The 14,846-nt window shown below is 71.4% G+C and carries 9 protein-coding genes and 2 pseudogenes; 9 read left to right on the top strand and 2 right to left on the bottom strand.

Annotated features, from left to right (window positions below; translation table 11 throughout):
* A pseudogene (locus tag D7X55_RS43465) lies at positions 1-1,006 on the top strand (hypothetical protein); the annotation flags it as partial.
* A 5-nt stretch (positions 1,007-1,011) separates the two neighbouring features.
* On the opposite strand, the gene D7X55_RS22000 reads toward D7X55_RS43465, so the two are convergent.
* Positions 1,012-1,881 carry a hypothetical protein gene (locus D7X55_RS22000; protein WP_233609989.1) on the bottom strand — a complete coding sequence of 290 codons (870 nt, stop codon included), beginning with the start codon at positions 1,879-1,881 and terminating at the stop codon, positions 1,012-1,014.
* Positions 1,882-1,941: 60 nt separating this feature from the next.
* Here D7X55_RS22000 and galU point away from each other — a divergent pair, with 60 nt between their 5' ends.
* The 6 genes from galU to def all read left to right on the top strand — a co-directional run bounded on the left by galU (position 1,942) and on the right by def (position 12,763).
* Positions 1,942-2,844 carry a UTP--glucose-1-phosphate uridylyltransferase GalU gene (gene galU / locus D7X55_RS22005; protein WP_120550469.1) on the top strand — a complete coding sequence of 301 codons (903 nt, stop codon included), beginning with the start codon at positions 1,942-1,944 and terminating at the stop codon, positions 2,842-2,844.
* Positions 2,841-3,593: a hypothetical protein gene (locus D7X55_RS22010; RefSeq protein WP_120550468.1), complete on the top strand. Its 753-nt coding sequence runs from the start codon at positions 2,841-2,843 to the stop codon at positions 3,591-3,593. Before galU ends, D7X55_RS22010 begins: the two co-directional genes overlap by 4 nt.
* 103 nt (positions 3,594-3,696) lie before the next feature.
* Entirely contained in the window at positions 3,697-4,305 is a 609-nt protein-coding gene (locus D7X55_RS22015; protein WP_121724097.1) for a glutathione S-transferase family protein, read from the top strand.
* 202 nt (positions 4,306-4,507) lie between these two features.
* Positions 4,508-6,901: a primosomal protein N' gene (priA, locus tag D7X55_RS22020; protein WP_121724098.1), complete on the top strand. Its 2,394-nt coding sequence runs from the start codon at positions 4,508-4,510 to the stop codon at positions 6,899-6,901.
* Positions 6,902-6,917: 16 nt separating this feature from the next.
* Entirely contained in the window at positions 6,918-12,182 is a 5,265-nt protein-coding gene (locus D7X55_RS22025) for a response regulator (RefSeq protein ID WP_121724099.1), read from the top strand.
* A gap of 53 nt (positions 12,183-12,235) precedes the next feature.
* Positions 12,236-12,763: a peptide deformylase gene (gene def, locus D7X55_RS22030; protein ID WP_120550464.1), complete on the top strand. Its 528-nt coding sequence runs from the start codon at positions 12,236-12,238 to the stop codon at positions 12,761-12,763.
* On the opposite strand, the gene nth is transcribed toward def, so the two are convergent.
* Positions 12,760-13,473 (bottom strand): endonuclease III, encoded by a 714-nt coding sequence (nth, locus tag D7X55_RS22035; protein ID WP_121724100.1) that lies wholly within the window; start codon positions 13,471-13,473, stop codon positions 12,760-12,762. The two genes, def and nth, sit on opposite strands and share 4 nt — an antisense overlap.
* Positions 13,474-13,507: 34 nt before the next feature.
* Here nth and ltaE point away from each other — a divergent pair, with 34 nt between their 5' ends.
* Positions 13,508-14,533, top strand: a complete 1,026-nt coding sequence (gene ltaE / locus D7X55_RS22040; protein WP_121724101.1) for a low-specificity L-threonine aldolase — start codon at positions 13,508-13,510, stop codon at positions 14,531-14,533.
* A 129-nt stretch (positions 14,534-14,662) separates the two neighbouring features.
* Positions 14,663-14,846 (top strand): annotated as a pseudogene (locus tag D7X55_RS44750) (hypothetical protein); the annotation flags it as partial.

Below are 14,846 nucleotides of genomic sequence, written 5' to 3' on the forward strand. Positions count from 1 at the left end.
GACCGTCGGCTCCACGGAGACGCGGGAAACGCTCGCCGCAGCCCCGGACACCGCGCCTCCCGCGGACGCCACCTCCGCGGAACCGCTCGTCTTCAAGCTCGTGCGCGAGCGGCCGCTCGACCCGAAGCCCTACCGCGGCCTCGTGGACCACTTCGACCAGCGCGGAGACGCCACCCGCTCCGCGCTCATGCGCGAGCTCGCTGACGCGCTGGAGGGCCGAGACGTCTCCGCCCCTCGCGTGCAGCGCGCGCCCCTCACGAATCAGGAGCGCGCCGGCCTGCGCCACCCGGGCCTGCGCACCCCGTCCGGCGAACTGCTCGCGTGCGTGGGCATCGCGCTGTGCCGGCTGTTCCCGTCACCCGCGCGCATCGCCAACACCACGGAGCCCCTGCGCGCATCCTCCGGTCCGGGCGCCGCCGCCGTCCTCGACGCGCTGAACACCGCCGCGCGCCTGTTGGGCGTGCCCCTGCCGGAGCTCGTCGCGGGCGACGACGACACCGCCAACATCACCCCGCTGCACACCACCGCCCCGCGCCTCGTCGTGGGCCGGCTCCTCGTGCAGCAGCCCCCCACCAACGCCGAGCTGCGCTTCCACGCTGGCCGCGCGCTGTTCTCGCTGTCCCCGGACCTGCTCGCCCTGCGCGCCCTGCGCAAGGACCACCTGCTGCGAGCGCTCGCGCTCCTGTCCTCCGTCCTCAAGAACCCCAAGGACGCCGGCGACGACGCCCGCGTGGTGCGCGAATCCCTCTCACCCAAGGCCCTGGAGCGAGCCGCCGTCCTGATGGAGCCCGGCACCCGGGACTTCGACGCGAGCCTGCTCGTCGCCGCCGCGCGAGACTCCGCCAACCGCGCGGGGCTCGTCGCCTGCGGAGGCCCGGGCCCCGCGCTCACCGTGCTCCGGGCCCGCCGCCCCCACGACTCGGAGCTGGAGGAGCTGGTCCGCTTCGCCGCCTCCGAGCGCTACCTCGCCCTGCGAGACCCCACCGAATCCGGCCGGGGCCGCTAAGCGCTTCAGTTCACCAGCAGCCGCAGCGTGAGCGCCAGCATGCGCCCGTTCAGCCCGCCCAGGTCGTGCTGGTACGCCAGGTCCACGCCACCGCCTCCGGGCGACAGGAAGCCCGCGCCCACCGTCACGCGCGACACCCGCTGGAAGCCGTCGTACGTGTAGCCCACGCGCAGCGGAATCGTCTGGTCGACGATGTACTCCGCGCCGGTGTTGTACGTGAACACCGAGGAGTCGCGCGTCTCGAAGTCTCCGCGCATGTCGAACGCCACCACCACCGACGGCCCCACGTAGGCCACGTGCCCGGAGAAGTAGCGCGTCAGCTCCACGTTGTCCGTGTCGATGAGGTTGTGCCCGGACACGCCCAGCGACAGCTGCTCGCTCAGCCGGAAGATCAGGCCCGCGTCCATCGTGACGGAGTTGGCGAAGCGCGACTGGCCATTCAACCGCAGGTAGTGCCCCGACAGGCCGATGAGCAGCGACTGCCCCAGCGGCAGCGCCGCGCCCAGCGTGCTGTAGCTCGACTTCGTCCGAGCCCCGCCGCGCCCCAGGGACAGCCAGTGGTAGTCCACGCCCATCGCCAGCCGGCCGCTGCTGGAGTCCGCCAGGCTGATCCCCAGGTAGCCCTCCTTGTTGCGAGGGTCGACCGCGCCCGTGCCTTCAATCCGGTAGGCCGGGAACAGCGCCATCGCCGCCGGATTGCCCAGGAGTGCATCCGCACCCAGGCCCGTGGCCCGGAAGGCGCTGCCCATGCCCAGGGACCGTGCATTCGCGACGTTGCGCAGCTCATCCGCCCTTTCGGTGGTGACGGCGCGGGAGGTGAAGGGGACCAGGAGGAGCGTCAACGACACGACGGCGGCAATGGCACGGAGCGGCATGGCTGGAGGGAATCTATCCGGCTTGCTGGGGTTCTGGGCCACCAATAGATTCCCCGCCCCATGTCCTCCACCGACACGAAGGCAGCGAAGCTCATCCGCAAGTGCGTCATCCCCGCCGCTGGCCTGGGCACCCGTTTCCTCCCGGCCACCAAGGCCGTGCCCAAGGAGATGCTGCCCATCGTCGACACGCCCACCCTCCAGTACATCGTGGAGGAGGCGGTGAAGGCCGGCATGGAGGACGTCGTCGTCATCAACGGCCGCGGCAAGGGCGCCATCGAGGACCACTTCGACATCGCGTTCGAACTGGAGACCACGATGCGCGCGCGCGGCAAGACGGCGGAGGCGGACCGGATGCGCGCCATCGCCAACCTCGCGCGCATCAACAGCGTGCGCCAGAAGGAGCCGCTCGGCCTGGGCCACGCGGTGCTGTGCGCCAGGAGCGTCATCGGCGACGAGCCCTTCGGCGTCCTCCTGGGCGACGACATGATCGACTCGGAGGAGCCGGGCATCGGCCAGCTGGCGCGCGTCTACCAGCAGCACCAGAAGGCCGTCATCGCGCTCATGGAGGTCCCCGAGAGCGAGACGCACATGTACGGCATCGCCGCCGGCAAGGACCTGGGCAACGGCGTCATCCAGATTGAGAACGTGGTGGAGAAGCCCAAGAAGGGCACCGCCCCGTCGAACCTGGCGGTGATTGGCCGCTACGTGCTGCCCCCGTCCATCTTCCCCATCCTGGAGAAGCAGACCACCGGCGTGGGCGGTGAAATCCAGCTCACGGACGGCCTGGCCACGCTGCAGAAGACCGAAGGTCTGCTGGGCTACAAGTTCCAGGGCCAGCGCTACGACGCCGGTGACAAGGTGGGTTACCTCAAGGCGAACATCGCCTATGCGCTCAAGCGCCCCGACCTGCGCGGAGGACTCCTGGAGTACCTGCGCGAGGTCGTCAAGACGGAGAAGCCGTGAAGCGTCTCATCGCCGTATCCGCAGTCCTCGCCTCCCTCACCGCCGGCGCCTACGTGCTGCCCGGCGGCTCCATCCTGCGGCGCATGGCCACCGCGCGGGAGGACAAGCACCTGTCGGCCTTCCGCGTGGAAGGCTCCGTCATCTTCTCCTCCACCGGCGTCCAGGAAGCGGGGGCCGCGCTCAACGTCCCCACGGACCGCCCGGAGCTCCAGGGTGACGGCGTCCTGTCCGTGAAGATTCCGGGCCGCTGCCGCTTCGACGCCAGCTCGCCGGACAGCAGCCTCAAGTCCTCCACGGTGCAGGCCTCCGGCAAGAAGCGCGTGGAGGGCAAGGAGCTTCCCGCCGTCTCCGTGCTGGTGGCCCAGGTGTGCGCCATCCTCGCGCAGGACGCGGGCAGCGTGCAGGACACCAAGCTGGCCCAGGAGGCGTACCTCCAGGGCCTGGGCATCAACACCAAGGTCACGTCGCTGGCGCGCTTTGGCGGCGAGGTGGCCTACGTGCTGGGAGACCCCGCCGAAGGAAAGCCCCAGTTCTGGGTCTACAAGGACGCCTTCCGGCCCGCGCGCGTGCGCTACTCGGACGCGTCCGGGGCGGCCTGGGACGTGCGCTTCCTGGACTACGCGTCTCCGGCCACCGGGGACTGGATGCCCCGCACGGTGGAGGTCTGGAAGGCGGGCCAGCGCGTGGTGCGCTTCACGGCCCTCAAGGCGGACAACCGCTCGGCCGTGCCGGACACGCTCTTCAAGTAGCGCGTTCCGCGCTGAATCGCTTGCGGCGGGCGGGGCTGACGGTGAAAGTCCCGCCCGTTCCAGAACCGGGATTTCCCCGGTTCATGGCGCGGAGGCGATTCGCATGAAGCTCTATGGCAACCCGATGAGCACGTGTACCCGCAAGGTCCTCACCGTCCTGGCGGAGAAGGGCCGCGAGGTCGAGTTCGTCAACATCGACCTGCAGAAGCACGAGCAGAAGACGCCCGCGCACCTGGCCCGCCAGCCCTTTGGCGTGGTGCCCGCGCTGGAGCTGGATGACGGCTTCATCATGTACGAGTCGCGCGCCATCGCCCGCTTCCTGGACCGCACCTTGCCGGGCACGTCGCTGACGCCCGCGGACCCCAGGGCCTACGCGCTGATGGAGCAGTTCATCGGCGTGGAGCAGTCCTACTTCTCCGGCCCGGCGATGAAGATCGTCATGGAGCGCTTCTTCAACACCAACAACGAGGAGAACATCGCCAAGGGCCGTGAAGGTGTGAAGCGTCCGCTGGAGGTGCTGGACGCGGCGCTGGCGAACCGGCCGTTCCTCGCGGGCAATGACTTCACGCTCGCGGAGGTCTGCTTCGCGCCGTACGTGGAGTACCTCTTCGCCGTGGGCGAGAAGGACCTGTTCGCTCCGCACAAGAACGTGAGCGCCTGGTGGGACCGCGTGTCCAACCGGCCGTCCGTGAAGAAGGCCCACGGCCGCTAGCCCGCCCGCACGAGCCCCTTCCTTTCCGCGCCGTTCGCAGGCCCCCGGGCCTCTTCCGAACCCTGCCCCGCAGGGCCGGGAGGGGCCCTTCGTCTTTCCAGCATCAGGGGCCAGCACCAGGGGAATGTCAGACGCCCGGGGCACAGTGGATCCCGGGTGCAGGACGGGCGGGCCGGGGACGTCGAGCGGCAAGAGGGCGGTCATGGAGCAAGAGCACTTCGCGCTGGGTGGTTTTCCGCGGGCACCAGGAGCGACCCCCGCTCGGGGTTCCATTCCGTTGCGGACGCGGCGTACGGAAGTGGGAAGGGAAGTGTCGCAGCGGGAGCACGCCGGTACAGTGCGCCCCGTCGTGAGCGCCACCCCTGCCCAACTTGCCTCTGTCGCCGTGGGCCGTCCCGTGCGCGGGGAGTTCACCTACCTGGTGCCGGAGGCGCTCGCGGGCAACCTCGCCCCGGGCCAGCGCGTGCTCGTGCCCTTCGGCCGGGGCATGGCGCTGGGCTTCTACCTGGGGCCCGCGAACGCGCCGGTGGAGGGCGGCGTGCGGCTCAAGCCCATCCAGCGCGTGCTGGAGGACTCGCCCTCCCTGCCCAAGGACCTCATCGCGCTGCTGCGCTTCACCGCGGAGCACTACCGTTACCCCCTGGGCGAGGTCATCCGCGGCGCGCTGCCGCCGGGCCTCTCCACCGCGGTGGATGAGAAGGAAGCGAAGCCGGACATCCAGTTCTTCGTGGAGGCGCTGGTCGCGGAGGTGCCGCCTCAGCTCGCGCGCGCTCCGGCGCAGGCCGCGGTGCTCCAGTACCTCCTGGCGGTGGGCGGACGCGCGCCGCTGGACGAGGTGACGCACGCCATCCCCGGCGCTCGCGAGACGCTGAAGAAGCTGGCCACGCGCAAGTTCGTGAAGTGGGTGGAGGTGACGCTGCAGCCCGGCGTGCGCGAGGGCCTGGTTCAGAACCGCCCGGACCGCCTCACCCCGGAGCAGGCCCTGGCGGTGAAGGAGCTCCAGGGCGCCGTCGACGTGGGCGGCTTCCAGCCGTACCTCCTGCACGGCGTCACCGGCAGCGGCAAGACGGAGGTGTACCTGCGCGCGGTGGAGCACACGCTCGCGCGCGGCCTGGGCAGCCTGGTGCTGGTGCCCGAAATCGCGCTGACGCCGCAGCTGGTGGGGCGCTTCCGCAGCCGCTTCGGCGGCGACGTGGCGGTGCTGCACTCGGGGCTGAAGGACCGCGAGCGGCTGTTCCACTGGCAGGCCCTGCGCAAGGGCACGGTGAAGATCGCCGTGGGCGTGCGCTCGGCGGTGTTCGCGCCGGTGGAGCACCTGGGGCTCATCGTCGTGGACGAGGAGCACGACCCGTCCTTCAAGCAGGACGAGAAGCTGCGCTACCAGGCGCGCGACCTGGCCGTGGTGCGCGGCAAGCAGGCCGGCGCGGTGGTGGTGCTGGGCTCCGCGACGCCTTCACTGGAGACGCTGCAGAACACGCGCTCCGGCCGCTACAAGCTGATTGAGCTGAAGAACCGCGTGGATGACCGGCCCATGCCCACCATCAACCTGGTGGACCTGCGCGTGGAGCGTCCGCGCGAGGGCCAGGTGACGGAAGAGGCGCCCATCCTGAGCCCGCAGATGCTCCAGGCCATGGAGGAGACGGTGGCCAAGGGGCAGCAGGTCATCCTGTTCCTCAACCGCCGGGGCCACAGCACCATCCTCCTGTGCGAGGTGTGTGGCCTGTCGCTCAAGTGCCACGACTGCGACGTGTGCATGACGCACCACCGCTCGCAGAACCGGGTGGTGTGCCACTACTGCGGCGTGGCATTCCCGGTGCCGGACCGCTGCCGCGAGTGCACGGGCCCGCTGCTCAAGCTCGGCATCGGCACGGAGCGCGTGGAGGCGGAGGTCCTGGAGCGGATGCCGCACGCACGCGTGGCGCGGCTGGACCGCGACTCGGCGACGAGCGCGGAGAAGCTGACGGAGCTGCTGGCGTCCTTCGCTCGGCGTGAAATCGACGTGCTGGTGGGCACGCAGATGGTGGCCAAGGGGCACGACTTCCCCGGCGTGACGCTGGTGTGCGTGGTGATGGCGGACACGTCCCTGGCGATTCCGGATTTCCGGGCCGCCGAGCGGACCTTCCACCTGTTGACCCAGGTGGCGGGGCGCGCGGGGCGCGGGAAGGACCCGGGGCGGGTGCTGGTGCAGACCTACAACCCGGACGCGGAGCCGGTGAAGCGGATGCTGGCGCACGACTTCGACGGGTTCTCCAAGCAGGAACTGGAGTGGCGCAAGGCGCTGGCGTACCCACCCTTCGCGCGCATGGCGGCCGTCCGGCTGGAGGGCGAGCACCCCGAGCAGACGGCGGGGGTGGCGCGCTTCCTGGGGAACCTGGTGGGCCGGCACATGCCGCCAGCGTCGGCGGGGGTGCGCCTGTTGGGGCCGGCCCTGGCGCCCATTGCCCGAATCCGGGGCAAGACGCGCTGGCAGTTGCTCCTGAAGGCGCCGACGCATGCGGCGCTCGCCCCATTGCTCGCCCGGTTGGAGGCGGCGTTGGCGGATGTTCCGAATGGAGTGAAGGTCGTCATCGACGTGGATCCCGGGGCCATGCTGTAGACTCCCGGGCTCCCCCATGGGCGCCTCGGTCCTCCTCGTACACGACGACATCGCCACCATCGCCGCCGTCCGGCGATTGCTGTCCCGCGAAGGGCACGAGGTCATCCTCGCGACCTCCGCCGCGGACGCGCTCATCGCGTTCGGCCATCACCTGCCGGAGCTCATCGTGCTCGCGCCGGGCGTGGAGAGCGGCCGCGGGCGCGTGGTGCTGGAGGAGCTGGTGGTGCACCCGGACGGCCACAAGGCCCGGGTGCTGCTGCTGAGTGAGGCCATCGAGGGCTTCAGCGCGCCGGTGGCGCCGCTGCCCCTGGACGGTCCCAGCTTCGTGACGTTGGTGGACACGTTGATCCGCGCGCCCGCGGAGGCGGACGCCTGGCGCGTGGTGGAGAACCGGACGCTGGGGGAGCCGGCGAAGGGGAGCGCTCCGGCGGACGAGGCGTGGCATGTGACGGCGCCGCGCTCGGTGGGCGGGGACCCGGCGCTGGCCAACGCGCTGTTCGGGGACCTGGCGCCGCTGAACCAGACGGACTGGGAAGTGGCGGCGATGACGCGCGAGGAGCGCAGCGCGCACGCGGTGACCCAGCAGCGCGAGCGCAGCACCCAGCTGGCGATGAACGCCGCGCTGGAGCAGGCGCACCTGGAGGTGGAGACGGAGTCGATTTCGTCCATCGACTCCGCGCTGTCGGTGGGCACGAAGTCGGAGTGGAGCGGGGCGGCGGAGGAGGGGGACTCCGGTGAGGCGTGGGGCGAGGAGGATCCGGACGCGAACGTCGGCTCGGAATGGGACGCGGAGCCGCCGGACGCGGAAGAGGGCCGTTCACCGGAGGCGCGCTCCACGCTGCGCTTCCCGTTCCCGAACGAGGAGGGCGCGGAAGAGGCGCCCGCGGAGGGCCAGCTCGCGTTCCGTGAGGAGCACCTCACGCCGCCGGGACTGAAGCCGGTGAAGCCCGCGCCGAAGCTGGGGGACGAGGGGTTCTTCGACGTCGACTCGGACGAGGACAGTGGGGCGGCGAAGGCCGAGGAGCCGGAGGGCTCGGCGCCGCTGGCGTGGAAGGAGCTGGAGCCGGATCCGGAGCTGGAGGCGGCGCGTCCGTCACCGGGCGGAGTGGAGGACCCCGACGAGACGGACTTCGGTTCGGTCGCGGACGACGTGGCGGCGGAGGAGCGGGCCACTGCGGCGGCGCAGGACGACGCACCGTCGGAGCCGACCGAGGAGGAGCTGGCGGCGGCGGGCCTGTCGAACTGGGATGTGCTGGAGGCGGACCTCAAGGCCTCCGCTGATGCCCGCGAGCAGGAGGACTCCTCCGCCGACGCGAAGCCGGTGGGGTCGGACTGGTTCGATTCCGAGACGGTCGACGACACGAAGGAGGAGGCGTCCAAGCCCCTCCAGTGGACGGAGCCCGCGGCCCGAACGAGTGGGGACGACGCGAAGCCGGGCAAGGCGGCGTCGGGTCCGGAAGAGTCCAAGGCGTCGCGGGATGCCGGGACGTCGGACAGCGCCACGCCGCGAGCGAACACCGAGCGGCCACTGCGCGTCGCGGCCCGTGTGCCGCTGCGCTCGTCGGGCAAGAGCAGCGCGGGCGTCGTGGCGACCGTCGGTGTTGCGTCCGCGAACCCGAGCGATGGGGCAGGCACGAGCGGCACCTCCACGCGCGCGGGCAACGAATCCGCAGTGGGTGACGCGGCGGGAACGGGAGGTAGCGCCGAGGGGCTGAGCGACAAGCCCGGAGCGGGTGAGGCGGCAAGGGCCGGCCACACCTCCGCGCATCCGGGCGACGGTGCCGAGGATGCAGGCAGTGCCTCGTCGCGAGCGGAGAGCACGAGCGCCCGGCTGGAAGTCCAGGCGCCGTCGTCACCGCTGATGGTGCCCGGAGGACTCCAGCGGGCGAACAAGACGCGCACGCAGGAGCAGGAATCCCCCGCGTCATCGCGCACGGACGCTGCCGAGCCATCATCGGATCTCGTCGCGGAGCTGGAATCGCTGCGCGAGGAACTCGCGCTGGCCCACGCCGCCATCGAGGAGGCGGAGGCCCGAGCCGCCGACGCGGAAGCCCTGGCCGAATCGGAGCAGTCGCTCCGCGTCGAGCTGGAAGAGCGCATCGCGAGCGAAGAGCGAGCACGCGAAGACGCGAGGCTCGAAGCGGACGCGGAGGTGGTGGCCCGGAGCGCGGTGGAGGTACGCGCCGAAGCGGAGGTCCACGCCCGAGCCCGAGCCGAATCCCTGTTGAAGCAGGCCTCCGAGGCACACGAAGCCTCCGAGGTCCGGGCCGTGTCCGCGACGCAGGCCCTCGCGGAGGTCGAAGCAAGGCTCGCCTCCGAGGCCGCCGGTCGCGTGGACGCGGAAGCCCGGGCGGACGCCGAGGAGCGCGCCCGCCGCGAAGCCGAAGCCATCGCGGAGATGGCCCGGCTGGAGCTCGCCGAGCTCGAGAAGCGCCTCGCCACGGAGGTCCAGGCGCGCGAGGAGGCCGAGCTCCGGGCCCGCCAGGAAGCCCAGACGCGCGAGGAAGCCGAAGCCCGCGCCGAGCTGGAGCAGTCCGCGCGCGCGGACGTGGAAGCGCGGCTGGAAGCCGAGTCCAAGGCTCGCGAAGACGCGCGCCAGCGAGCAGAGGCCGAATCCGAGCAGGCACATAGCCAGAACGACGAAGGGGCCGCGCTCCGAGCGGACCTGGAGGCCCGGCGTGCCGAAGCGGAAGCCAGGGCCGAAGCGGAGGCAAAGGCCCGCACGGCCGCCGAAGCGAAGGTGAAGCACTCCGCGCAAGCGCTCTCCCTGGTGGAGGTGCGAGCACACCAGCTGGCCCAGTCGCTGAACGAGTCCGAAGCGAAGGCGAAGCAGTCCGCGCAGGCGCTGGCGCAGGTGGAAGCCAGGGCGCAGCAACTCGCGCAGGTGCTGCTCCAGGGCGAAGCCAAGGCAAAACAGTCCGCGCAGGCCGTGAGCCAGGCCGAAAGCCGCGCCACGCAAGCGGAAGAAGCCCTCGCCGCCGCCGAAGCGGCGAGGCAGCAGAACGAGGCGCAATTCGCGGAGACGCTGAGCCAGGCCAACGCCCGGATGGAGCAGCTCAAGCAGGCCCGCCAGCGAGCCGAAGCCAAGGCCGCCGAAGCCGAAGCCCGCGAAGCACAGCTCAACGCTGAAGCGACGAAGACCGCCGAGCTGTTGAAGCAGGCGCGGGCTGAATCAGATGCCCGTGCGGAGCAACTCCAGCATCTCCAATCCGACTCCAGGACCCAAGCAGAGCAATTCGCACAGGCCCAGGCGCGCATCGAGCAGCTCACCCAGGCGAACACCGAAGCCCAGGCGCGCATCGAGCAGCTCGCCCAATCGCTCACCGAAGCGGAATCCCGCGCTGAACAGCTTGCCCAGGAGCGCACCGAAGCCGAGACGCGCATCGAGCAGCTGACGCAGGCACACGCCGAAGCGGATGCCCGCATCCAGCAGCTGACCCAGGAGCACGCGGACGCCGAAACGCGCATTGAACAGCTGACCCAGGAGCGCACCGAAGCCGAGGCGCGCATTGAACAGCTGACGCAGAAGCACGCCGAAGCCGAAACCCGCATCGAGCAACTGACACAGGCGCGCGCCGAGGCAGATGCCCGGGCGGAACAGCTCACGCAGGCCCAGACCGAAGCACAGGCCCGCATCGAACAACTCACGCAGGAACTGGCCCAGGCCAGGTCCCGCGCCGAGCAGTCCACGCACGCCGACGAAGCCGCACAGGCCCGCGTGGCCCAGGCCGAACTGGCCCGCGCCGAAGCAGAAGCCACCGCCGAACAACAACTCCAGGCCCGCACCGCCGCGGAAGCCCGAGCCCTCCAGGCCGAGCAGAAGGCCACCGAAGCCACCGCCAAGGCCACGTCCGAAGGACGTCTGCGCACCGTGCTGGAAGTCCGCCTCGACTCCGAGGCCCGCGCACGCCAGGCCCTCGAAGCCCGCATCGAAACCGAATCCCAGGCCCGCACCGCCGCGGAATCCCAGCTCGCCGCCGAAACCCAGGCCCGCGCCGAAGCCGAAGCCCGGGCCCGCGCTGAAGCCACGGACCTGACCCAGGCCCGGGACACGCTGCAAGCCCAGCTCGACCAGCTCCGCGAAGAGCTCACCCGCGAGCGCGAAACGCGCACCCGGCTCGAAGCCGAAGCCGTCGAACAGCGCCTCCAGGCCGAGCGCGAGCGCGAAGCCCTCGAAGCCCGCGCACTGCGCGACGCCGAAGAGGCCGCGGCCCAGGCCCGGGCCACCATCATCCCCCTCGAGTCGCCCGGCCGCCCGGAGATGGCGGTCTCCCGCAGCGGTAGCCTCACGCAGGAAGGCCTCGCGCGCCTCATCCTGCGGCTGTGCGACGCGCGCATGGAGGTCCGCCTGGAGCTCAAGGTGATGAACGCCTTGCGCGTCCTCTGGCTGCGCGACGGAGCCCTCGTCGGCGCCGCGTCCTCCGCGCAGGGCGAATCCCTCATCGACCGCGCCCGAGCGGACGGCCTCATCGACGCGCGACAGGAAGCCGAGCTGCGGCTCGTGCGCAGCGCCACCACCGGCACGCTGCTGGAGGCCCTGCGCGGACGCGGCTACGTGCGCGAAGCCGAGTCCGTCCCGCTGGTCCAGCGCTACACCGAACAGGTCTTCCTGGACGCGCTCTCGGAGCCCTCCACGCTCTACCGCCTGGTGCCGGAGCCCGCGCCCCACGAGGTCGCGCTCGCCGCCGCCACGCGCCCGCCGCTGCACCTGCTCGCGGAAGGGCTGCGCAACACGCTCACCGCCGAATCGCTCCTGGACGCCGCCGGCTCCCTGCGAGCCACGGTCGCCCGAGGCGACGCGCACATGGCCCCCGCGGACTTCGGCCTCTCCGCCCGCGAGCTCCAGCTCCTCCAGTCCGTGGACGGCGAGCGCACCCTGGAGGCACTGCTCCTGGGCGCGGGCCTGCCGCAGGACGGCGCGCTCAAGACGCTCGCGGTGGCGCGGGCGCTGGGCCTCATCGCGCTGCATCCACCGTCGGAGGACGCCCAGGGCAACCTGCCGCCGGAGCTGGACGTGCACCGCCTGGAGGCCAAGTTCGAGGAGATCCAGGACGCGGACTACTTCACCGTGTTGGGGCTCGCACGCTCGGCCGGCAGCGAAGAGGTCAAGCGGGCCTACGCGCTGCTCGCCGCCGAGTTCCACCCGCTGCGCTTCGCCGGCCATCCGGACCCCGCGCTCCAGCACCGCGCGCAGCAGATCCGCGCGGTGTTGACCGAGGCCGCCCGGGCGTTGGGAGACGACCGCCTGCGGGGCGAGTACGCCCGTAATCTGCTCGACTGATGCCCGGTGGAACGGTTGCCCGTCGCGGTCCGGAGGGGTTAAGAGTCCCCTCCATGGTTCGCGAGATTCTCATCTGGCCCGACCCCATCCTGAAGCAGAAGGCCCAGCCGGTGGCGAAGGTGGACGACAAGGTCCGCGCGCTCATCAAGGACATGTTCGAGACCATGTACGCCGCGGAAGGCGTCGGTCTCGCCGCGCCGCAGGTGGGCATCCTCCAGCGCATCATCGTCCTGGACACCCGGCCGCAGCAGCCGGAGTCCAAGCCCCTGGCGATGATCAACCCGCAGTTCGTCTCGCTCGAAGGGGAGACGACCTACACGGAGGGCTGCCTCTCCATCCCCGGTGAGGCCGAGGACGTGGACCGCGCCGCCGTCGCCACCGTGCGCTACCTGGACGAAGAGGGCCAGGAGCAGACGCTGCGCTGTGACGGCCTCTTGGCCATCGCCGTGCAGCACGAGACGGACCACCTGGACGGCACCGTCTTCGTGGACCACGTCTCCACGCTCAAGCGCGAGTTCATCCGCAAGCGCATGAAGAAGCTCAAGGCCTCGCGCGAGCAGGGCGCTCCGGCGTCCGCTTAAACAACCTTCGCGGTGGCGCGCACGCCCTTCTTCGGGCACCGCGCCGCCACCACGCAGGAGCCGCAATCGGGCGAGCGCGCGAAGCACGTGCGTCGCCCGTGCCACACCAGCAGCTGATGCCCCAGCGTCCACCGCTCGCGAGGCAGCAGCGCCTGCAGGTCCTTCTCCACCTTGTCCGGATCTTCGTGGGGGGTGAAGCCCAGCCGGTACGCCAGCCGCTTCACGTGCGTGTCCACGGGGAAGGCCGCGTCGCCGCCCAGGTGGATGCACACCACGCCCGCCGTCTTCAGCCCCACGCCCGGCAGCTCCGCCAGCGTGTCGCGCACCAGCGGCACCTGCCCGCCATGCTCGGCCACGAGCGCGCGCGCCGTGGCCACGATGTTCTTCGCCTTCGCGCGGTACAGCCCGCAGGTGCGGATGAAGGGCTCCACGTCGGTGGGCTCGACGCTCGCGTAGGCCCGCGCATCCGGGAAGCGGGCGAACAGGGCAGGGGTCACCAGGTTGACGCGCTTGTCGGTGCACTGCGCGGACAGGATGACGGCGACCAGCAGCTCCAGCGGCGTGCGGTAGTCCAGCTCGATGCGGGCGTCCGGCATGGCTGCCTCCAGACCGTCCAGGACCGCCACCGCGCGCTGCCGCTTCTCACCCACTGTCTCTCGCCGGGCCACGCGGGCGTTGTATGTCACGGAGCGGCCCTGCCCAAGCACCATGGCGGGCCTCTCTTTCCACGCAGCGAGGAGAACCATGAAGCCCATCGACTTCCGCTCCGACACCGTGACGAAGCCCACGCCCGCCATGCGCCGCCTCATGGCCGACGCGGAGGTCGGCGACGACGTCTACGGCGAGGACCCCACGGTGCGCCGCCTGGAGGAGCGCGTCGCCGGACTGCTCGGACTGGAGGCCGCGGTCTTCGTCCCCTCCGGCACGCAGGCGAACCAGATCGCCATCGGCGCGTACTGCCACCCCGGCGACGAAGTGCTCACGGAGGAGGGCAGCCACATCCTCCAGTACGAGGGCGGCGCGGTGCCGGCGCTGTGGGGCGTGCAGCCCGGACCCCTGCAGGGCGAGCGGGGCTTGCTGAAGCCGGAGACCGTCACGGCGGCGGTGCGCGAGGACAACATCCACGCCCCGCGCACGCGGCTGCTCTCGCTGGAGAACACGCACAACCGCGGCGGCGGCGCGGTGTGGCCGGTGGAGCGCTTCCGCGCGGTGGTGGACGCGGGGCGCAAGGCCGGGCTCGCGGTGCACCTGGACGGCGCGCGCCTGTTCAACGCGCAGGTGGCGGCGGGCCAGCCCGCGTCCGCGTGGGCGTCGCTGACGGACTCCACGTCGGTGTGCTTCTCCAAGGGGCTGGGCGCGCCGGTGGGCTCGGCGCTCGCGGGCAAGAAGGACGTGATTCGCGAGGCGCGGCGGCTGCGCAAGCGGCTGGGCGGCGGCATGCGGCAGGCGGGCATCCTCGCGGCGGCGGCGCTGTACGCGCTGGAGCACCACGTGGAGCGCCTGGCCGAGGACCACGCCAACGCGCGCCGGCTGGCGGAAGGCCTGGCCCAGGTGCCGGGCGTGAAGGTGGACCTGGCGCGCGTGGAGACGAACATGGTGTTCGCGGACCTCGTGCGCCCCGCCGCGGAGGCCTCCGCGCTGCTCCTGAAGCAGGGCGTGCTCGCCAACCCCACCGGCCCGCACTCCATCCGGCTCGTGTGCCACCTGGACGTGTCCACGGCGGACATCGACGACGCCCTGGCACGCATCCGCAAGGCCTTCGCCAGCTGACGGTCCCCTCCGACCCCGGGACGACCTTCTGTCCACGCCAGGTGCGGACCGCTCGCACCTGTGCGCTGGAGGAATGATCCACGGCCGCGAACGGGTGGACGGCCGGGAGCGTGGTAGGTTCGTCCCGCCGTGCGCCGACCCGCCGTCCTAGCCCTGCTGGCCCTCTCCGCCTGCGCGACGCCGCAGCGCGAGAAGATGAGCTTTGAGGAACTGTACGCCACCTCGGGCGAAAGCGGCTTCGTCAGCGACAGCACCCCCTTCCTCCCCCACGAACCCAGGCCGTGGGGGAGGAAGGGGGTGCTGTCGCTGACGA

Origin of the sequence: Corallococcus sp. AB049A (assembly GCF_003668885.1) — a bacterium.
GTDB lineage: Bacteria > Myxococcota > Myxococcia > Myxococcales > Myxococcaceae > Corallococcus > Corallococcus interemptor.